Source organism: Floccifex porci (assembly GCF_009696175.1).
Taxonomy (GTDB): Bacteria; Bacillota_I; Bacilli_A; order Erysipelotrichales; family Erysipelotrichaceae; genus Floccifex; species Floccifex porci.
The window spans coordinates 1-20,417 of record NZ_VUMM01000008.1; the positions used below are offsets into that span (position 1 = coordinate 1).

20 protein-coding genes are annotated in these 20,417 nt (G+C 33.8%); 2 read left to right on the plus strand and 18 right to left on the minus strand.

Annotated elements, in window-relative coordinates; translation table 11 throughout:
* Nucleotides 1-127: 127 nt before the first annotated feature.
* The 6 genes from bcp to FYJ50_RS05320 all read right to left on the minus strand — a co-directional run bounded on the left by bcp (nt 128) and on the right by FYJ50_RS05320 (nt 6,079).
* Entirely contained in the window at nt 128-583 is a 456-nt protein-coding gene (gene bcp, locus FYJ50_RS05295; protein WP_154460048.1) for a thioredoxin-dependent thiol peroxidase, read from the minus strand.
* A gap of 1 nt (nt 584) precedes the next feature.
* The gene (argF, locus tag FYJ50_RS05300; RefSeq protein ID WP_154460049.1) at nt 585-1,574 is read right to left on the minus strand and encodes an ornithine carbamoyltransferase; all 990 of its coding nucleotides are present in this window, start codon (nt 1,572-1,574) and stop codon (nt 585-587) included.
* Nucleotides 1,575-1,626: 52 nt separating this feature from the next.
* Nucleotides 1,627-3,216, minus strand: coding sequence for a putative ABC transporter permease subunit (locus FYJ50_RS05305; protein ID WP_154460050.1), 1,590 nt, complete (start codon nt 3,214-3,216; stop codon nt 1,627-1,629).
* Nucleotide 3,217: 1 nt separating this feature from the next.
* Nucleotides 3,218-3,922: an ABC transporter ATP-binding protein gene (locus FYJ50_RS05310; RefSeq protein ID WP_154460051.1), complete on the minus strand. Its 705-nt coding sequence runs from the start codon at nt 3,920-3,922 to the stop codon at nt 3,218-3,220.
* Nucleotides 3,909-4,631, minus strand: coding sequence for a GNAT family N-acetyltransferase (locus FYJ50_RS05315; protein WP_154460052.1), 723 nt, complete (start codon nt 4,629-4,631; stop codon nt 3,909-3,911). The genes FYJ50_RS05310 and FYJ50_RS05315 overlap by 14 nt, the downstream gene beginning before the upstream one ends.
* A gap of 125 nt (nt 4,632-4,756) precedes the next feature.
* Nucleotides 4,757-6,079 (minus strand): MATE family efflux transporter, encoded by a 1,323-nt coding sequence (locus FYJ50_RS05320; RefSeq protein ID WP_154460053.1) that lies wholly within the window; start codon nt 6,077-6,079, stop codon nt 4,757-4,759.
* Between the two features lie 273 nt (nt 6,080-6,352).
* On the opposite strand from FYJ50_RS05320, the gene FYJ50_RS05325 reads away from it, so the two are divergent.
* Entirely contained in the window at nt 6,353-7,936 is a 1,584-nt protein-coding gene (locus FYJ50_RS05325) for a glucose-6-phosphate isomerase (RefSeq protein ID WP_154460054.1), read from the plus strand.
* A gap of 39 nt (nt 7,937-7,975) precedes the next feature.
* Here FYJ50_RS05325 and deoC read toward each other — a convergent pair whose 3' ends face one another.
* The 8 genes from deoC to FYJ50_RS05365 form a co-directional block, all read right to left on the minus strand.
* On the minus strand, nt 7,976-8,683 hold the full coding sequence (gene deoC, locus FYJ50_RS05330; protein WP_154460055.1) for a deoxyribose-phosphate aldolase: 708 nt from the start codon (nt 8,681-8,683) through the stop codon (nt 7,976-7,978).
* A 62-nt stretch (nt 8,684-8,745) separates the two neighbouring features.
* Nucleotides 8,746-10,167: a pyruvate kinase gene (gene pyk, locus FYJ50_RS05335; protein ID WP_154460056.1), complete on the minus strand. Its 1,422-nt coding sequence runs from the start codon at nt 10,165-10,167 to the stop codon at nt 8,746-8,748.
* A gap of 104 nt (nt 10,168-10,271) precedes the next feature.
* Nucleotides 10,272-11,774, minus strand: coding sequence for a cardiolipin synthase (gene cls / locus FYJ50_RS05340; protein ID WP_154460057.1), 1,503 nt, complete (start codon nt 11,772-11,774; stop codon nt 10,272-10,274).
* 1 nt (nt 11,775) lies between these two features.
* The gene (locus FYJ50_RS05345; protein WP_205946438.1) at nt 11,776-12,546 is read right to left on the minus strand and encodes a sulfite exporter TauE/SafE family protein; all 771 of its coding nucleotides are present in this window, start codon (nt 12,544-12,546) and stop codon (nt 11,776-11,778) included.
* Nucleotides 12,547-12,548: 2 nt separating this feature from the next.
* Nucleotides 12,549-12,977, minus strand: coding sequence for a MarR family winged helix-turn-helix transcriptional regulator (locus FYJ50_RS05350; RefSeq protein WP_154460059.1), 429 nt, complete (start codon nt 12,975-12,977; stop codon nt 12,549-12,551).
* 83 nt (nt 12,978-13,060) lie between these two features.
* A complete protein-coding gene (gene upp / locus FYJ50_RS05355; RefSeq protein ID WP_154460060.1) occupies nt 13,061-13,705 on the minus strand; it encodes a uracil phosphoribosyltransferase in 645 nt (214 codons plus the stop codon).
* Nucleotides 13,706-13,718: 13 nt separating this feature from the next.
* The gene (locus tag FYJ50_RS05360; RefSeq protein ID WP_154460061.1) at nt 13,719-15,125 is read right to left on the minus strand and encodes a uracil-xanthine permease family protein; all 1,407 of its coding nucleotides are present in this window, start codon (nt 15,123-15,125) and stop codon (nt 13,719-13,721) included.
* 59 nt (nt 15,126-15,184) lie between these two features.
* The gene (locus FYJ50_RS05365) at nt 15,185-16,057 is read right to left on the minus strand and encodes a DegV family protein (RefSeq protein WP_154460062.1); all 873 of its coding nucleotides are present in this window, start codon (nt 16,055-16,057) and stop codon (nt 15,185-15,187) included.
* Nucleotides 16,058-16,157: 100 nt separating this feature from the next.
* On the opposite strand from FYJ50_RS05365, the gene FYJ50_RS05370 reads away from it, so the two are divergent.
* Nucleotides 16,158-16,739, plus strand: a complete 582-nt coding sequence (locus FYJ50_RS05370) for a TetR/AcrR family transcriptional regulator (protein WP_154460063.1) — start codon at nt 16,158-16,160, stop codon at nt 16,737-16,739.
* Nucleotides 16,740-16,778: 39 nt separating this feature from the next.
* Here FYJ50_RS05370 and FYJ50_RS05375 read toward each other — a convergent pair whose 3' ends face one another.
* The 4 genes from FYJ50_RS05375 to FYJ50_RS05390 are packed head-to-tail and all read right to left on the minus strand — an operon-like array spanning nt 16,779 to nt 20,407.
* Nucleotides 16,779-17,741 (minus strand): transketolase family protein, encoded by a 963-nt coding sequence (locus tag FYJ50_RS05375; RefSeq protein WP_154460064.1) that lies wholly within the window; start codon nt 17,739-17,741, stop codon nt 16,779-16,781.
* A gap of 1 nt (nt 17,742) precedes the next feature.
* Nucleotides 17,743-18,597, minus strand: a complete 855-nt coding sequence (locus tag FYJ50_RS05380) for a transketolase (RefSeq protein WP_154460065.1) — start codon at nt 18,595-18,597, stop codon at nt 17,743-17,745.
* A gap of 59 nt (nt 18,598-18,656) precedes the next feature.
* Nucleotides 18,657-18,938: a PTS sugar transporter subunit IIB gene (locus FYJ50_RS05385; RefSeq protein WP_154460066.1), complete on the minus strand. Its 282-nt coding sequence runs from the start codon at nt 18,936-18,938 to the stop codon at nt 18,657-18,659.
* 47 nt (nt 18,939-18,985) lie between these two features.
* Nucleotides 18,986-20,407: a PTS ascorbate transporter subunit IIC gene (locus FYJ50_RS05390; protein WP_154460067.1), complete on the minus strand. Its 1,422-nt coding sequence runs from the start codon at nt 20,405-20,407 to the stop codon at nt 18,986-18,988.
* Nucleotides 20,408-20,417: the final 10 nt, after the last annotated feature.

The following is a 20,417-nucleotide window of genomic DNA, read 5'->3' on the forward strand; positions in this document are numbered from 1 at the left end:
AGGGTCTCTTTTTTGTCTTGCCATTTCATTCATTTCCTTTTTTCTCCTATATCATAGCATAGATAATAATAAAAACCGTGAAGTTGATCCGTACGCTCTCAACTTACACGGTTTATATTACACTCTCCTATTTTACTGTTTCTAACATTTTTTGAGCATCCTGTGCTGCTTTTACTTTATCATTGCTAAAGATTATGATTCCATTTTCATCAATAACATAAGTTGTACGAACGACACCCATATAGGTTTTTCCACACATTTTCTTTTCATGCCATACATCATAAGATGAAATCACATCTAAATTCTCATCTGATAATAAAGTAATATCCAAATTCTGTTTCTGTTCAAAATTTTTATGTGATTTTACAGAATCTTTGCTTAAACCAATGATTTGAATTCCTTTTTCTAAAAATTCTGATTTTAATTGAGAATATGCACAAGCCTGTTTTGTACATCCAGCTGTGTTATCTTTTGGATAAAAATACAATAAAACTTTCTGACCTTTATAATCACTTAAAGAATGCAGATTTCCATCCTGGTCCTGTAATGTGAAATCCGGTGCTTTACTTCCCACTTCTAACATATCAATCTCCTATTGTTGCCACCATTACTGCTTTAATGGTATGCATACGATTTTCTGCTTCATCAAATACAACACTGTTCTCAGACTGGAAAACTTCATCTTCCACTTCACGGATATCCAGTCCCAATGTTTCCAACTTTTCTTTGGCAACCTGTGTTTCAAAATCATGGAAAGAAGGAAGACAATGCATAAATAAACAGTCAGGATTATTCGTCAATTCCATCATTTTCTGTGTCACTTTATATGGACTTAACATTTCCACTCTAGGTTTATATAAACTTTCATCTTCTCCCATACTTACCCAGATATCTGTATAAATCACATCCGCATTTTTAACCGCTTCTTCCACATTGTGACTCACTTCTAAAATAGCTCCGCTTTTTTCCGCTTCAATCTGACAATACTCCCATACAACCGGATCAATCTGCAGCTGTTCAGGTCCTAAACATACAAAATGCATTCCCATTTTTACCGCTCCATACATCAGACCATAACAAACATTGTTTCGTATATCTCCACTGAATACAAATTTTACCTGTTCCAGTGGTTTATTTAAATGTTCTTCAATTGTTAAGAAGTCGGCTAATGTTTGTGTGGGATGATCCACATCCGTTAAACCATTCCACACAGGAATTCCAGAATATTGTGCCAGCAATTCCACTGTTTCCTGTTCAAAACCTCTAAATTCAATTCCATCGTACATTCTACCTAATACTTTGGCACTGTCTTTAATCGATTCTTTTTTTCCAAATTGAGAGTTATTTAAAAAAGTAACATGGGCTCCTTCATCATAACAGGCTACTTCAAAAGAACAGCGAGTACGTGTAGAAGTCTTATCAAAGATTAAAACAACATTTTTTCCATTTAAATGTTTTTTAATTGTGCCTTCTTTTTTATCTTTTTTTAATTCTTTCGCCAAATTTAAAAGATATCGTATTTCCTCTTTTGTATAATCTTTTAATGTTAAAAAATTCCTTCCTTTTAAATTCATAGTCAAAGCTCCTTTTATATGTGACTATTCTATCAATTTTGTATTTTAATTTCTATAGATGTCTAAAGATTTCTGCTCCTTTTTTAAAGATCCAGGCACGCAAACAAAGAATACATATCAACAAAAGAATGGAAATTATCCCTGCATATACATATGCTGAAATAGATTTACGCAGTAAAAAATACAATCCTGCAATGACAACTACAACGATCCAGTTTCCAAATAAAGCCACAAAAGGAGCCATTCCCTGTTTCACAACAGCGGTTTCATTTGTCCATTCCATATTTGGAAATTTTAATCCCAGATAAAGACCATCTAAATCGGAGAATGTGACAATCAACAGACTATAAACAAAAATAAATAAAGTTTCTAAAATAGAAAACGATAATAACCAGGCCAGTACTCCATCTAAAATCAATAGTGGAATTATAGTAAATAAAAAATGCAGATTGAATTTAGCCTTTAAAATATCTATTTCTTTGACTGGACAAGTTTGAACGATCCAAACATTCTTCCCTTCTAAAGAAACAGAAGGAGCACTAATCATATTGGATGTAGCCACAAATCCAATGATTGTCATGCTGACAATCAGAAGCATAGATGCATCTGGTAAAAAAACCAGCAGTTCTAAAATCGTATCTTTCTGTAATATACAGACACCAATCAATAAAACTGTAAAAACGGAACCGATTCCTGAATTCAACATATAAGTTGGACTGCTATAGAAACGAAGCCATTCTTTTTTTAATAAAGTTTTAGAAATAGAACTTTGTTTAATACTCTTTACATTGTATTCTTTTCTTTTCTGTCCTTTATTCATCATTAACAAACGATCAAATCCTATCGTAACCAGTGCATAAACAACAATTGTACAAAGAATAGACAACAGTAAAAGAATTCCTGTATATACATAATTTCCATCCGCTGCTTTTCCTAAAACATATAAAATATATCCTTTATCTTTAAAAGAAACAGCTAAACTCATCACTTTTACAAGCAGATTCTGAAATCCTGATACCAGCTTAAAATAGAAATAATAATAAATCCCAATAAAACCTAAAGATAAAAATACCACAATCAGTGATTTATTTTTCAAACGAACACTGATTAATGCTACTATCCATCCTAATAATGTGGATAAAGCCAGTACAAGAAAAGAAAGAGTCATCATTAATACAATTTGACAAATAAAACTGGATACTGTGAATCCAAAACCAATCTGTCCAATAATCATAGATGGAATATAGGCCAAAGCCATATATATAAAACCCATAACATATACACCCGTTAAACGAGAAAGAATTAAATCTTTTTTAGGAATAGGTAAAGACAGCATCAATTCATTATCTTTTGGTAAATACAGACTGGCATAGGTACTAAATACAGAACCAAATACACCCAGAATAATGGATACTAAAGACATAATACAGTAATAGAACCAGTTGATTTTCAACCCTTTAAAGGTTGATACCATCAGACCTGCATAAATACCAATGGCCAAAGCCATAATCAGGCATACAAAAACCATCAGGAAACCAAAACCAATTTTTTCACCTTTTGATTTAGCTTTTCCTTTTTTATGATCAAAAAACAAGAAGGAAAAAGATTCTAATAATTGTTTTTTCAATAATACTTTCAACATATTATTCCTCCAGTTCCAGAAAGACTTCTTCTAATGAAGTATCTCCTTTTACCTGTTCCATTGTTCCAGAAACGATCCGTTTTCCATTTTTAATGATTGCGACCTTATCACATAATTTTTCTGCTACTTCCAGTACATGAGTAGAAAAGAAAATTGAACTTCCCTTTAAACACATCTCTTTCATTAAATTTTTTAATTGGAAAGAAGCCTTTGGATCCAGACCTACAAAAGGTTCATCCATAATAATCAATTTAGGATCGTGTACCAGAGCCGAAATAATAGCAAGTTTCTGTTTCATACCATGAGAATATGTACTGATATAAGAAGCTAAATCTTTCTGTATTTCAAACATCTGTGCATACTTCTCTATACGCTCTTTTCTTATTTCTTTTGAAATCTGAAAAATATCGGCTATAAAATTCAGATATTGAATTCCTGTCATAAAATTATACAGATCGGGATTATCTGGAATATACGCAATCTTTGATTTACATCCTAGAGGATCTTTCTTTATATTTATTCCATCCACATAAATATTCCCCTGATCAAAATCTAAAATTCCACAGCAGGCTTTTATTGTTGTCGTTTTTCCAGCCCCATTATGACCAATAAATCCATAAATTTCTCCTTTTTGAATATGTAGATCTAAATTATCCACTGCCTTTTTATCTCCATATACTTTTGTCAATCCTTCAATTTTTAACATAATTTCCTCCATATTTCATCGGTATAAAACGAATTCCATTTATACATTGAAGTTTATCAATATCATAAAAACCTAAATGTTTATAAATATCATGAGCATAGAAAGAAGAATTTACTGTAAATTCTTTCTTTTCATAATCTTTGCTCATATAATAAAACAATCTTTTTCCAATTCCCTGATTCATATATTCTTTCTTCACAAAGAAATAAGAAATGTGCTGATACTCTCGAATTGCCAGAACACCAATCAATTCATCTGAAGCATACGAACCATAAAATATTTTATTCTGTGTCTCTTTTAATGTATTCTGAAATTCTATCAAACCTTCTTTCGAATAATCACATCCTTCAAATTCAAGAAAAACATCCCATATTAACATTATTGCTTTTTCCATATCCTTTTCAGGAATCTTTTTCAATTCCAGTTCTTTTGTTTCCATTTTATAGATCCATTCAAACAATTCTTTTAATTTCTTTTTATTTTCAATATCTTTTACAATGACATACTGACTGTCTTCTTTACAGAATTGATATTCCTGTAAATTCAAGCCATCTTTTTTCTTAATAAAAATCTGATCCTTGTATAAATAAGCAATCGCAATGCCATTTTTATAAATCGTATAATTTCCTAATTTCTTACAGTAATAAATATCTTTAATTTCAATTAACTGATTCATCACATATTGAAAAAAAGAAAAAGATGTACTCATTGAATTAGTCCTCCTGATTTTATTATAAATGAAATACTTATAGAAAATAGGATAAACTTTTAGGACAATGTGTTTATTCTTAATAAAAAATAAACCTTACCACAATGGCAAGGTCAATTTATTTTTTATTTTTTCGTCCAGGGATAGATCCAATATAAAATTTGAGCAATGCATCCAGTAATGATATTGCTTAAAAGCATACTGATCCAGATTCCCATAATTCCCAAATCCGTATATTGAAAGAAAAGAAGAATCAAAGGAATTCGTGTTCCCCATAATCTTAATATAGATAAAAGAAAACTGATAAATGTATGTCCCGATCCATTAAAAACAGCACATAAATTAAAATACCAGGTACAGAATGGTCCAGTTAATAAAGTAAAGAACACAAAAGTTGAAGTAATGGATAATAAAGAAGAACTGGCATCCGGTACAAACAGTAAGATTGATGGTTTCATCCAGGCAATTCCAATAAAGAGAAGTGCAAAAGATAAAATAGTTGTAATCCACATTGTATATCGATAACTTTGTCTGGCTCTTTCCTTTTTTTCAGCTCCCAGATTCTGTCCAATAAAAGCAGGTAGTACATTGGAAAAGGCAATGACGGGAATATTATATAAATTGGTTAGTTTTTCCCCAATTCCATATCCAGACATCGCAACAGCCCCATAATAGACAATATATTTATTCATTAATACAAATCCTAAAGATTCTAAAAACTGACCAATGGCACAAGGCAATGATAATTTTAAAATTTCAAATGAATCTTTTAAATGAATATGAAAATAAGGTTTTAACTGAGGATGATGAAATAAAGAATATAAAATATATGGAATCACGATCCATTTTGATATAACAGTGGCAATAGCCGCTCCTTTTACACTTAAAGAAAAGCCAAAAATCAAAAGTGGATCCAGTATTATATTAAAGATAGAAGCCATTGCACTTACAATCATTCCACTTTTACTGTTTCCACACGATTGCATAATGGCCATATAAATTGTGATCAGAAACAAACCCAGATAATCAAAAGAAAGAATTCTTAAATAATTAAAAGAATCTTTATAGATTTCCACAGGAGCTTTTAAATATACTAAGATCCAGTCAGAACAGACAAAAGTAGAAATTGTAAGAATCAGAATAAAGATTAAACTGATATATAGAATCTGCCAGGAATAAGAACTGGCTTTATCGTATTCTTGTGCTCCATAACGAAAAGATACAATGGCAGTACAGCCTGCTGCCAATCCATTGGCTATACTTAATGCACACCATAAAACAGGTGTTACCAGGGAAATGGCCCCTACCGCTAATTCTCCTATTTTTCCTACAAAAAATGTATCCACCAGACCATATAAAGAATTAAATACATTTAGTATCATTAAGGGGAAAGCCATTTGAATTAATGATTTTTTTAAATTTCCATTGATTATATCTACATTGCGCATGAAGACATTATAACATAGTATTCCATTATTGAGTCCAATCTTTCCACATCTATTGTTTTTTATATTCTTTGTTTTATAATGAAGCCAGATAAAGAAAGAGATCAACAATAAGACTTAAGCAAGCAATTGAAAGGAGATAAAGAGTGAAAAATAAATTTATTTTGTAAGAGGTCCTTACTTGAAAGAAGAAGAGTAGGGGCCATTTCTTTTGTCTTTATTGAAAAAAAGAGGAACTGTTGTATAATAAATTTAACTTATATGGAGGATTACAAAATGGTATCATGGAAAGATTTTGATTCTTTATCATCTTATGAAACATTACAATCTTTAAAAAATCATGTAGATGTAAAGAAAGAATTATCTGGTGAAAATGGAGCAGAACGTGTAAGAAAATACAACTGTGAAATGGCAGCTGGATTAAATTACAATTATGCTTCAAAAGAAGTGGATGAAGTAGTATTAAAGGCATTACAGGAATTATCCGATGAAGCCCAATTAACAGAAAAATTTGAAGAATTATATAATGGAGCTATCATCAATACAGGTGAAAATCGTCTGGTTCTTCATCATTTAGCTCGTAATCAGTTAGGAAAAGATGTCGTTGTAGATGGAGTCAATAAACGTGAATTCTACGTTTCCCAGCAAAAGAAAGCTGCAGACTTTGCCAATAAAGTTCACAATGGAGAAATCGTGAATGAAAATGGTGAGCCATTCACAACGGTTGTTCAGATTGGTATTGGTGGTTCGGATTTAGGTCCTCGCGCTTTATATATCGCATTAGAAAACTGGGCAAAAGCCAATCAGACATTTAAAATGGAAGCCCGTTTTATTTCCAATGTAGACCCAGATGATGCAGCAGCTGTATTAAACGCAACCGATTTAGCTCATGCTTTATTTATTGTTGTTTCAAAATCAGGTACAACATTAGAAACCTTAACAAATGAACAGTTTGTCAAAGATGCATTGATTCAGGCAGGATTAGATCCTTCTAAACATATGCTGGCTGTAACCAGTGAAACATCTCCTTTGGCAAAGAGTCCAGATTACTTAACAGCTGTCTTTATGGATGATTATATCGGTGGACGTTATTCATCGGTATCCGCTGTTGGTGGAATGGTATTGTCTCTTGCCTTTGGTCCAGAAGTCTTTGCGCAGATCTTAGAAGGAATGGCAAAAGAAGATCAATTGGCTACTAATAAAAACATTTTAGAAAATCCAGATTTACTGGATGCTTTAATTGGTGTCTATGAAAGAAATGTTCAGGGATATCCAGTAACAGCTGTTCTTCCTTATTCACAAGCTTTAGCTCGTTTCCCAGCGCATTTACAACAATGTGATATGGAATCCAATGGAAAATCAGTAAACCGCTTTGGACAGCCAATTCATTATGTAACAGGACCTGTTATCTTTGGTGAACCAGGAACAAATGGTCAGCATTCTTTCTATCAGCTGTTACATCAGGGAACGGATATTATTTCTTTACAGTTTGTTGGATTTAAAAATTCTCAAATCGGAAAAGATGTAAATATTGAAAACAGTACAAGCCAACAGAAATTAAATGCCAATGTAGCAGCGCAGATTGTTGCCTTTGCTTGTGGTAAAGAAGATACAAATCAAAATAAGAATTTTGAAGGTGGTCGTCCTTCAAGTATCATTATTGGAGAACAGTTAACACCAGCTGCTTTAGGAGCTTTACTGGCACACTTTGAAAACAAAATTATGTTCCAGGGATTTGTATGGAATCTGAATAGTTTTGACCAGGAAGGTGTTCAGTTAGGAAAAGTATTGGCAAAAAAAGTATTATCTGGAAACAGTGATGGAGCTTTAAAAGTTTACGCTGATTTATTAAACATCTAAAAAAAATTTACCTTCGTATGAAAATACGAAGGTATTTTTTTATTCCAATCCTAAAACAACCGGTACTGATTTATAGCCAATTCCCATCCGATCGATTCCCATATCAATCAAATCTAAGAAATGATCTTGCGTGCGAATGTGACCACTTCCTTTTATTTTAATCTGATTTCCCACTTCTTCCATCATCATTTGAATAATCTGACAAGTGGCTCCATGATCATCATGTCCTGTTAAAAACCCTGTACTTGTTTTGATCCAATCCGCTTTCCCTTTGACAACCGCATGGCAAGCTTTACGAATCTGTTCTTCATTTAATGCCCCGGTTTCAATGATTACTTTACATTCAATTCCTTTTTCATGACAGACATTGGCAACCGCTTCAATATCTCTTGATACTTCATCATACAATCCAGCTCGAATCAGACCAAAATTGGCAACCATATCCAATTCTCCTACACAATCGGATTGAAGAGCCAATTTTGCCTGCCTGACTTTAGATTCTGTACTGCTATTGCCAAAAGGAAAATCACAGGTAGGTCCTAATTTTGTATTTGTACCTCTCACGATTGGCTCACACAATTTCATATATCCAGGAGAGATACAAACTTGAGCAACCTTTAATTCCACTCCTTTTTTACAATAATAGACAATTTCATCAGGAGTAAATTCAGGTTTCAAAACACTATAATCAATATAAGAAGCCCATTCTTCTAAACTCATTTCTCTTGCTTTTTTTTCTGGTTTCATAATTGTCTCCTCTATTTAAGTATAAAAAAAGACTTCTCTATTTTTCAAGAGAAGTTTTCATTTTATCGAATTTCAATAATTCTTAAATAATCGGTAGCTCCCGGCAGACCAGGTGTTCCTCCTGTAATAATAATTGTGTCTCCAGATTTACATCCATTTTCTTTGGCAATAATTGTTGCGATGTTTTTCATTCCTGTAGCGGATGAAAATTCACGTGTCATTACTGGATGTACACCCCAGTACGCATTGATCTGATTGAATGTAGATTTAACAGGAGTGGCTCCAATCAATAAACATTTTGGCTTATATTTAGCCATTTTAATGGCTGTCGTTCCACTTTCTGTAAAGGCAATAATCGCTTTTACATCAAATTCTGTTGCCATTTCCGCTACAGATAAACAAATGGCTTCGGATTTATCTTTTGGACAAGCTCCTTTTGCCTGACGATAATATCCTTTATAATCAAAATTGTATTCTGTCATCAAAGCGATACGTGCCATCATATCCACGGCTTCCACTGGATATTGACCCGATGCCGATTCTCCGGAAAGCATAATACAATCTGTTCCATCATAGATCGCATTGGCCACATCACTGACTTCTGCACGAGTTGGTACTGGACTGTTCTGCATACTTTCTAACATCTGTGTTGCGGTTACAACCAGTTTGCGTTTTTCATTGCATTTATTAATGATATCTTTTTGAATGGCTGGAACCATTTCCGCAGGTACTTCTACACCTAAATCCCCACGAGCAACCATAATTCCATCGGCTTCATCAATGATTTCATCAATATTCGAAACCCCTTCCTGGTTTTCTATCTTGGCAATGATTTTAATCTCCATATGATTGAATTCTGCTAACAGTTTACGAATATCCAGAATATCCTGTACACGACGAACAAAGGAAGCTGCAATAAAATCAACCCCTTGTTCACATCCAAATCTAATATCTTCAATATCTTTTTCAGATAAATACTCAAATCCTAATTTGATATTTGGTACGTTAATTCCACGTTTATTTTTAACCATACCACTATTCAGACAACGACAGACAATGTCTTTATCAACAATTTCTTTTACCATTAAATCAATGGCTCCATCGTTTACTAAAATATGAGTTCCTTTTTGTACATCTTTATATAATTCTTTATAAGTAATTGAAAATTGAGTGGAAGTACCAACTACATCTTTATAGACAATGGTAATATCGGTATTCTTTTTAAATTCTACACATCCATTTTCAAAATCCCCTGTACGAATTTCAGGTCCTTTTGTATCAAGTAAAATAGAAACATTTGAATTTAATTCTTTATTAATCTCTCGAATCAAATCAATTTTCTTTTGATGTTCTTCATGAGAACCATGAGAAAAATTCATTCTCATTATATCCATTCCAGACTTAACCATTTCGGTTAAAACTTTTTTATTTTCACTTGCTGGACCAATTGTACAAATAATTTTTGTCTTCTTAATTCCTGCCATATAATCCTCCTGCAGATACAATCTGCTTCACACATCATTCATTATCTACAAAAAAATCAGTTAATCAAGAAAAAAAACAGTGAAAGCGTTTTCGACTTTCACTGTTATAAAAGTGGTGCAAATAAGCGTAAAAAATCATCCCACAGATTCTTAATAATTGACTGTTTACAATCTTCTTCCTTCATCTGTTTTGACATTTCCATAGTCTGTTCCATATCCTTTTTTAAAGAATGAAAGATTGAACTTTGGTAGAAAATGGAATTGCATTCATAATGCAGAAATAGACTTCTATAATCTAAATTCACCGTTCCAATACTGCACAGATCCTCATCGATCAGCCATGCCTTTGCGTGCAAGAATCCTGGTGTATACTGATAAATCTGTATTCCTTCTTTTAACAATTGACGGGCAAAAGACATCGTTAACCGATATACTATTTTTTTATCTGGAATACCTGGAATCATTATCCTTACATCCACATTTCTTCTTGCCAGAGCACATAAACATTCCACCACTGAATCATCCAGAATTAAATAAGGTGTATAGATCCAGATTCTTTTTGTGGCTCTGTAAAAAGTTTCCAGAAGAAATTGACGGCTGGTATGTACTTTATTACTGGGAGAATCATAATATGATAAGATATATCCATTATGCTCATTCCTGTTTTCAAAATTCGTCGTCATCTGAATTTTATCATTGCTGATGGAATTCCATATCTGAGCAAACATAAATGTATAATTATTGACACCATCTCCTGTAATCGAAAATCCGATATCTTTCCAGTGTCCATATTTTTCTTTTACATTAATATACTCATCAGCAATATTGACTCCTCCACTAAATGCGATTTCATTATCAATGACCAGCATCTTTCTATGATCTCGATTATTCAACTGAAATTTCACAAATATCGCCGGATTAAATGGAATACATTTTATACCATATTTATTTAATTCTTTAATATTATGTAAAGAATAAGTGGAAATAGATCCAATATCATCATATAAAACTCTTACATCCACTCCTTCTTTTACTTTTTCTTTAAAAATATCCACCATCGAATTTAAAAAGATGCCTTCTTCAATAATAAAATATTCCATATATATAAATTTTTTTGCACCTTTTAAAGCCTTTAACATATCTGGAAACATTGAATCTCCTAAAGAATAATATTTGCAGTCTTTAATATAATGAACAGGCATCTCATTGTTCTTAGATATAGTATTCAGTGTCTGAAATAAATGCTCATCTTTCTGTTTGATATTTTCATTTAATTCTTCAGAGGTTTTATCATGTACATCTAAATTCATTTTTGCCTTTTCAATATTTTTATTTAAGCGATTGGTACTTCTGGTTTCTCCACATAAAATATACAGCCAGGCACCTAAAATTGGAAAAAGAACAATTAATAAGATCCACATGAGTTTATAATTGGATTCGGTATAATTGGAAGCAATATGAAGAACAAAAATAAATGCACATATTGATAATACTTCATTGATAAATGGAAAAATATTATTTAACCAGTTTAATAACAGTAAATACCAGATGATCTGTAATAATACCGCTGGTAAAATAGTTAAAATACGACTTAATATCCGTTTCATATCAGGCACCTAAAATATTAAATCCTATTACACTGATTCCCAGTATGACAAGCACAATTCCAGTGGCTCGATTTAATGTAATTGCATCCGCTTTATTGGCAAATTTAGCTGCAATACGAGCCCATAATAATGTGAATAAAATGCATAAAAGCCAGATATTTACAGGTGGTAAACCACCAATCATAAAATGAGAAAAAGCACCTGTAAAAGCCGTAAAGGCCATAATAAAGACACTGGTTCCCACTGCCGTTTTCAATTCATATCCCAATACAGAAGTTAAAATCAGAAGCATCATCATGCCTCCTCCTGCACCAATAAATCCACAGATAAAACCAATTAAAATTCCGCAGACAATGGATTGGATGGCTCTTTTCTTTGCACTGGTTTCATTCATCTTTTCTTTTGTTGTCATTACAGGTTTGACAATGAATTTAATCCCCAGTAATAAAGTCATAAAAACTGAAAAATTTCCCATTGTTCTGGATGGAACCAGTTTAGCAACATAGCTTCCAACAACGGTGAAAATCAAAACGGAAATCATCATGAGAATTCCATTTTTAATATCCAGATTTTTATTTTTGCCATATGTATAGGCCGATATAGCACTAGCCAATACATCCGAGGATAAAGCGATTCCCACTGCCATATAAGGTTCCATTCCTAAAAATGAAATTAACATAGGAGAGATCACTGCAGCTGCAGACAAACCTGCAAATCCAGTTCCCAATCCCGCTCCCATTCCCGCAAAAAAGGTCACTAATAAAATTTCCATACTCAACATCCTTTCATATGTTCTAAATTTTCTTCCAGTTTATGAATCGTTTTAAAAAAGATTTCTTTTTCATCAGGCTGAATGCCATCAAATAAATTCTGGATAAACAATGTCTGAATCTCATTTCCTTTTTGAATCAATGATTGTGCCTTATCCGTCAGCAGCAATCCTGTTTTTCGACGATCTCCTTCAACTGCTTCTCTTAATAAATAACCTTCATGTACCAGTTTATCTACATTGATAGAAACCAGATTGGCTTTAATACGACGAATCCGCACAATATCCCCAGCCGTTTTATATTTAGGATGGTTTCCAAGAAACATAAGAATATCAAAAGCTGTCTGCGGAAGATTAAATTGATGACATACAGGTTTACACATATTGTAGTAAATAGAGAAGCAGCGAAACCCCATATCCATATTCTTATCCATACATATCTCCTTTAATAAATAGTTCATTTTTGAAGTATTATAGTCCTCTATTCAGATTGCGTCAATAAAAAAAGCAGCCGAAGCTACTTTGTTCCAAATATACGATCCCCAGCATCTCCCAATCCTGGACATATATAGGCATTTTCATTTAGTTCCCGATCTAGACATCCCACATAGATTTCTACATCCGGATGTGCTTTTGATAGAGCTTCTAAACCTTCTGGAGCGGCAATGATACACATAAACTTAATGTGTTTTCCACCTTCTTTTTTGATCTGATCAATGGCATCGATTGCAGAACCTCCTGTTGCCAGCATTGGATCGGTTACCACAATCAGTCTTTTATCTATTGGCTTTGGAAGTTTACAGTAATATGGATGAGGAATGAAAGTTTCTTCATCTCGATACATTCCAATATGCCCCACTCTGGCATTAGGAACAAGTGCCAGGATACCGGAAACCATACCCAGTCCAGCTCTTAAAATGGGAACGATTGCCAGTTTAGGCCCTGCAATATGAGGAGCCATTGTTTTTTCAAGTGGTGTTTCCACTTCCACCTGTTCAAGTGGTAAATCGGATAGTGCTTCAAATCCTTCCAGCATAGCGATTTCTTCCACAAGCTGACGGAATTCTTTTGTGGATGTGTTTTTGTCTCTTAATTTTGAAATCTTATGCTGAATCAAAGGATGTTTAAAAATTGTGATGTTTGAATTTTCATTAAAATTCATAAAAGTATCCTTTCTATTCAGTCTGATCTGAATTTTTTATAAATACACCACGACTCTGGTCTCCAGCTGGATTTGTACCAAATTCGTAGTCATTTCCAGGTAAAATCGCATTTAAGATAATTCCTGCAATAGCAGCAATAGCAAGAGAAGTTAATGTGATAGATGTAGAGAAAATGGTAAATGTTAATCCAGAAGAAAAACCTAAACCACAAACAAATATAACTCCACAAATAATTAAGTTTCTAGATTTTGTCAAGTCTACCTGATTTTCTACAATATTACGAACTCCAATGGCTGAAATCATTCCATACAGCATAAAGGAAACCCCTCCAATAATAGCCGCTGGCATTGTCGAAATGATAGCAGAAAATTTAGGAATAAACGATAGCGCAATAGCCAGTCCAGCCGCAATTCGAATGACTTTTGGATCATAGACTTTTGAAAGTTCCAGTACTCCTGTATTTTCTCCATAAGTTGTATTGGCTGGTCCTCCAATCAGACCGGCAAACGCAGTAGCCAGACCATCTCCCATCAAAGTGCGATTTAAACCTGGATCGGAAATAAAATTCTGTCCAACCGTTGCCGAAATGGCTGACATATCCCCTACGTGTTCCATCATAGAAGCAATGGCAATTGGAGCCATAACCAGGATAGAAGTCACATCAAATTTACATAGCTGAAATTGTGGCAATCCAACCCAGCTTGCCTGAGCAACACTGGCAAAATCAATAATGGCACTTCCATCTGGATTACTCATACCTAATGAATTCATGATTAGGGCCACACCATAGGCAATGATGACACCCATTAAAATTGGAATAATTTTAAACATTCCTTTTCCCCAGATATTAAATACGACAATTACACCCAAAGCCACTAAAGCCAGAAACCAGTTTGTAGAGGCATTTGAAATGGCACTGGAAGCTAAAGACAATCCAATACAGATAATAATAGGTCCTGTCACAACAGGAGGCAAAAAGCGCATTACTTTTTTAACCCCAACTATTTTAATAATTAAAGCCACAACCAGATACAGCAATCCAGCAATGACAATTCCTCCACAGGCATAAGCTGCTTTTTCATTAGGCCCCATTGTGGCATACATTCCTGTCTGTAAATTGGCAATGGTATGAAATCCTCCTAAAAAAGCAAAAGAAGATCCTAAAAAAGCAGGTACTTTCATTTTTGTACAGACATGAAACAATAAAGTACCAAAGCCAGCCGCAAATAAGGTAACCGATACGGTCAATCCTTGTGTTAATGGCTGTCCACATGCCTGTTTAAAATAACCCGAAACTAGAATAGGTACTAAAATCGTTGCGCCAAACATCGCAAACATATGTTGTATACCTAAAATCATCATTTTCCCTTTTCCTAATTTCGTGGCATCCCGAACAACATTTTCTTCATTTTCATTCATATATTTTTCACTCCCTAACAAGCATTCTAGCACAAATAAAAAGAATAAGACATAGATTCTTATTCTTTGTGTTTAACAATTAAAGCCACTCCCAAAGCACCTGGTCCTACATGGCATCCAATGCTCATTGTTAAAGGAGCAGAGTAAAATGGCAAATCTGGAAACTGCTCCTGTAATTTTAATTTCCATTTTGAAATATCTTCCTCACTCATATAAGTATAAGCCAAACCAAGCGCCAGTTCATGATCCTCATCAATTTCTTTAAATCGAGTATCGAAATCCTCTTTTAAATGTTCCACCATAATTCGAAAAGCCGATTTCATTCCCCTTGCCTTTGAACAAGTATCCAGTTTTTCTCCCTGGATTGTTAATACTGGTTTGATATGAAGCATCGATCCCAGTAAAGCCACTGCTGGAGTGATGCGTCCTCCCTTTTGAAGATACTTTAATGTATCCACCGTAATATAAATGGAAGCATCATAAGCTTCTTTCTCCAATCGCTCTTTAATTTCCTTAGCCCCATATCCTTTTTCAGCCATAGATAAGGCATCCATAACCGATAATAGCTGAGTTACCGAAATACGGTGATTGTCCACAACCTGAACTTTGCCATCAAATTCCTGAGCAAACGACATGGCACTTTGACAGGAACCACTTAAAGCACTGGTCATTGGAATATAAACAATTTCATCATATTCTTTTAAAATCTCTTCCCACATATTCATTAAAGAAGCAATAGAAGGCTGAGAACTTGTCACATTGGCTCCTTTTTCCTGCTGTTCATAAAAAAAAGAAACTTCTATATTTTCATTTTCTATATATGTATTCTGATTTATATTAATAGGCATATTCAACATGAAACAATTCATTTCTTTTGCCTGCTGCAAAGAAATACCAGAATTGCTGTCTGTCATTATAGCAACTTTATTCATATTCTTTTCTCCTTTACTTAACACGTGTTATAATTCTAACAGATGTATAAATAAAAAAACATTACAGATTTTTTAATTTGTCTAAATAAAGGAGAATTTTATGAGTGATTTACGTATCAAAAAAACAAAATCCGTATTAAAATCTACATTGATTTCCATGTTAAATGAAAAATCATTTGAAAAAATCAATGTCACTGATATTTGTAAAAAAGCAAATATTTCTCGTATCACCTTTTATTCTCACTACAATGATAAATTTTCCATCATTGATGAAATAATAGAAGAATATACCGCAATTGCGAAAATAATCTTTCAGAAAAAACAGATTGAAAATAATAAAAAAAATAATTCTGTTCAAAGTTACTGTAATATACTGGATACAATATTAGAATTGTTTGAAAAATATCCAAATTTTTTTCAAAATATTACTCCCGATAAAAATCCATATTTAAGTTTAATTTTATACAATCGGGTTTTAAAAACAGTAGAACTTCACACCATTGAAGAAAGTCATACCCATAAATTAAAATATACACCTAGACAGATTACAGGCTTTTTGTGTTATGGATTGGCTGGATTTATTAATGAGAGCGAAAACGAAAATATAAACAAAGATAAGATAAGAGAACAGGCTAAAAGAATATTAACAGATACCGTTCGTTCTTCTGTTATCATAGAATAGTACTTTTCAAATCTTAAAAAAGGGTGTATATGACACCCTTTATTTTAATATAGATTGAATGGAATCCACCAAATCATCCGCTGTTAATTTAAATTCTTTCTGAAGAAAATCTGGTGTTCCAACTTGTCCAAACTGTTCATTTACACCATGGCGTTTAAATGGAATGGATACTTGTGCATCCATTAATACTTCAGCCACGGCACTTGATAATCCTCCTGTAATGGAATGATTTTCAAATGTCACAAGTGCTTTTTTATTTTGAACTTCTTTAAGAATCAGTTCTGAATCAATTGGTTTAATACAGAACATATCGATAACTTCCACTGAAATACCTTCTTTTTCCAGTTTTTCAGCTGCATCCAAAGCATCACTGACCAATTGACCTGCACTGATTACCAGTACATCCTTCCCTTGTCTTACAACATTTCCTTTTCCAATTTCAAAAGTAGAACCTGGTTCATATACATTACGAACGGCTTTACGATTGCCACGGAAGTAATGAATTCCTTCCATTTTCGCAAATTCTTTTACCAGCCATTTCGCCTGTACTTCATCGCATACATCACATACAATCGCATTAGGGATGGTTCTCATTAAAGCCACATCTTCCCATGTTGTATGTGTTCCTCCATTAGGGCCTACTGTAAATCCTGGATCAGATCCATAAATATTAATTGTATTGTGCGCATAGGCTCCAGATAAGAATACCTGATCAAATACTCTACGTGTCGCAAATGGTCCAAATGTATGAACAAATGGAATGTATCCTTCACTGGACATTCCACAAGCCACTCCTACCATATTGGCTTCTGCAATCCCACATTGAATGTAATTGTCTGGATAAGCTTTCTGAATCAGATTGGTTTTACTGGCACCTGCTAGATCGGCTTCCAGTTGAACCACTTTATCATTTTCTTCAATGGCTTCAATAACCGCATTGGCAATACTTGCTGTCAGATCGATTTTTCCCTTTTGATTCCGATTTTCTAATACTTTAAACATGTTAGCATTCCTCCTTTGAAATGAATTCCAGTAAAGCTTGTTTTGCTTCATTTGCTGCATCATTTATTTCATCGGTATTAAATTTTACCGAATGATTGCTAAACATGTTTTCAAAGTAAGGAACTCCTTGTCCTTTAATGGTATCTAATACAATACAAACGGCTTTGTCTTTCACTTCTTTTGCCTGATTAATGGCATCATCAATGGCTTCTATATCGTTCCCTTTGACTTTCTGAGTAAAGAATCCAAACGCTTCCATTTTTTTACTGATATCAAATGGATTCATAATATCCTTTGTATATCCATCCAATTGACGCTTATTGTCATCAATGATCACAATACAGTTATTCAGCTTATAATTAGCAATATATTGGAATGCCTCCCAGCATTGTCCTTCATTCAGTTCCCCATCTCCAACAATCAAATAGACATAACGATCAATATGACTCTTTTTTAAAGCCGTAGCGATTCCAGCGGCTGTACTGGTACCTTGTCCTAATGAACCTGTCGTCATATCCACTCCTGGTGTTTTGGTACGATCCGGATGACTTGGAAGTTTCGTTCCTCCATCGTTTAATGTATATAACCATTCTTTATCAAAGAATCCACTTTCTGCTAAAGCGCTATACCATACAGGTCCAGCATGTCCTTTTGACAATACAACACGATCTCTTTGTTCCCATTTTGGATTAGTGGCATCGTATTGCATCTGTTTTCCATAAAGAACACTCATCAGTTCAACTAAAGAAAGAGACCCTCCTAAATGCCCATATCCACGATGCTGCAGCATATCCAAAACATCATAACGAATCTTTGCAGCTAATATTTCCAATTGATTCAATGTATTCTTTTCCATAGTGCCTCCATAAAAATGTTTAATGAAAAAGAAGGTTTTACCTCCTTCTTTTTCACTGATTATTGTTTGTCAAAAACTTCTTTTAGTTTTGTTGTGATTTCATTCATATCCATTAACTGATTTAAAACAATTTTGTTTGGATATGCTGTCATTTGAGGTGCCAGATCAAAACCAACAACAAATAAATCTGCCAAATCTGGTGAGATTTCATTTAATGAAGTATGATCCACAGAAACTCCAGTAATCCCTAAGTTTTTTAATGCTTTTTCAACATTCATGCTTACGATCATACTGCTTCCTAATCCCTGTCCACAACAACACATAATGCTACGAATAGCCATGAAAGTATCTCCTTTCTCTATATTAAATAGTTTCCTATTTAAAATGACTATGCTTCTTTGGCTTCTTTTTTAGGAGCAACAAAGTTATAAACGATAGGTAACAAGAATACTACGATACAAACGATGAATAATCCTGTTCCTTGTACAAATTGAGCAATATTACCAAATACGATTCCCATCCATGAGAAGTCAGCGTCTGAGAATGTACAGTTAGCAAAGTTCAAGCTTCCCATAACTGGCATACAGATAGCTGGTAAGAAAGTGATCAGTAAACCATGCATAAAGCTTCCAAATACACATCCTTTTAATCCACCTTCTGCATTTCCGAATACACCAGCTGTTGCTCCACAGAAGAAATGAGGAATAACTCCTGGTAAAATTAATGCTACAGGCACAAGCGCTGTATTAATAGCTGCTAATACGAATAAACCAACAATTCCACCTACGAATGAAACAAGGAATCCGATCAATACAGCATTTGGAGCATAAGGGAATACAACTGGACAGTCGATTGCAGGAATTGCACCTGGTACCAGTTTTTCAGCAATTCCACGGAATGCTGGAACGATTTCTCCAACGATCAAACGTACACCACTTAAAATAATATTAACACCACCGGCAAAGCTTAAACCACAAGTAATAGCCCAAACTGCCCAATGTGTTTGTGTTTCAGCACCAATATTTAATAATCCACCTAAGTTAGGATAAGAAGCTAAAATTGTTTCTGCATCGGCAGATAAAATTCCACGACCTACCGCAACAGCTGTAACAATTAAGAAGAACACAACCATAGTTAACCCGATGGCAACTGTTGTATCACGTAAGAAAGTTAAACGTTGTGGGAAGTTAACTTCTTCTGTTGATTTACTTCCTTTAAATAATTTTCCACATTGTGCAGAGAACCAGTATCCTAAACCACCAAAGTGACCAAATCCTAATTCATCTGTCTTAACAATTTTCTTCATAGTTGGTTGACAGTAAGCTGGAGAAGCACACATGATGAATCCAAGTAACAATCCACCAGCAATCCATAACTGGAATCCTTCCAATCCACCAACATTTAAAATAACAGCTAACATACATGCCATATATAATGTATGATGTCCTGTTAAGAAAATATAATGCCATCTAGAGAAACGAGCCAATACGATATTAGCAATCATACCAATACACATAACGTAAGCTGTATCTGTAGCAAATGAATTTAATGCCAGTGAAACAATAGCTTCATTGTTAGGAACAACTCCCTGCATATTAAATGCATAGTTGAATAAGTCACCGAATGCATTTAATGATCCAGATTGTAAGAATGCAGCACCTGCACTTAACACTAAGAAACCAACGATGGTTTTAACTGTACCCTTAATAACAACTTCAATTGGTTTTTTCTGTAAAACTAGACCTAACATAGCTAACAAACCAACTAAGATTGCAGGTGTCGATAAAATATTAATAATAAAATCTAACATCTTTTTCTCC

Coding starts and splice junctions, on each gene's coding strand:
- argF (WP_154460049.1), bottom strand. CDS start 1,574: ATGAATTTAAAAGGAAGGAATTTTTTAACATTAAAAGATTATACAAAA.
- cls (WP_154460057.1), bottom strand. CDS start 11,774: ATGAAACGGATATTAAGTCGTATTTTAACTATTTTACCAGCGGTATTA.
- FYJ50_RS05315 (WP_154460052.1), bottom strand. CDS start 4,631: ATGAGTACATCTTTTTCTTTTTTTCAATATGTGATGAATCAGTTAATT.
- deoC (WP_154460055.1), bottom strand. CDS start 8,683: ATGAAACCAGAAAAAAAAGCAAGAGAAATGAGTTTAGAAGAATGGGCT.
- FYJ50_RS05370 (WP_154460063.1), top strand. CDS start 16,158: ATGAGTGATTTACGTATCAAAAAAACAAAATCCGTATTAAAATCTACA.
- FYJ50_RS05375 (WP_154460064.1), bottom strand. CDS start 17,741: ATGTTTAAAGTATTAGAAAATCGGAATCAAAAGGGAAAAATCGATCTG.
- FYJ50_RS05325 (WP_154460054.1), top strand. CDS start 6,353: ATGGTATCATGGAAAGATTTTGATTCTTTATCATCTTATGAAACATTA.
- pyk (WP_154460056.1), bottom strand. CDS start 10,167: ATGGCAGGAATTAAGAAGACAAAAATTATTTGTACAATTGGTCCAGCA.
- FYJ50_RS05365 (WP_154460062.1), bottom strand. CDS start 16,057: ATGAATAAAGTTGCTATAATGACAGACAGCAATTCTGGTATTTCTTTG.
- FYJ50_RS05305 (WP_154460050.1), bottom strand. CDS start 3,216: ATGTTGAAAGTATTATTGAAAAAACAATTATTAGAATCTTTTTCCTTC.
- FYJ50_RS05320 (WP_154460053.1), bottom strand. CDS start 6,079: ATGCGCAATGTAGATATAATCAATGGAAATTTAAAAAAATCATTAATT.
- bcp (WP_154460048.1), bottom strand. CDS start 583: ATGTTAGAAGTGGGAAGTAAAGCACCGGATTTCACATTACAGGACCAG.
- FYJ50_RS05390 (WP_154460067.1), bottom strand. CDS start 20,407: ATGTTAGATTTTATTATTAATATTTTATCGACACCTGCAATCTTAGTT.
- FYJ50_RS05360 (WP_154460061.1), bottom strand. CDS start 15,125: ATGAATGAAAATGAAGAAAATGTTGTTCGGGATGCCACGAAATTAGGA.
- FYJ50_RS05310 (WP_154460051.1), bottom strand. CDS start 3,922: ATGTTAAAAATTGAAGGATTGACAAAAGTATATGGAGATAAAAAGGCA.
- FYJ50_RS05385 (WP_154460066.1), bottom strand. CDS start 18,938: ATGGCTATTCGTAGCATTATGTGTTGTTGTGGACAGGGATTAGGAAGC.
- FYJ50_RS05350 (WP_154460059.1), bottom strand. CDS start 12,977: ATGGATAAGAATATGGATATGGGGTTTCGCTGCTTCTCTATTTACTAC.
- upp (WP_154460060.1), bottom strand. CDS start 13,705: ATGAATTTTAATGAAAATTCAAACATCACAATTTTTAAACATCCTTTG.
- FYJ50_RS05380 (WP_154460065.1), bottom strand. CDS start 18,597: ATGGAAAAGAATACATTGAATCAATTGGAAATATTAGCTGCAAAGATT.
- FYJ50_RS05345 (WP_205946438.1), bottom strand. CDS start 12,546: ATGGAAATTTTATTAGTGACCTTTTTTGCGGGAATGGGAGCGGGATTG.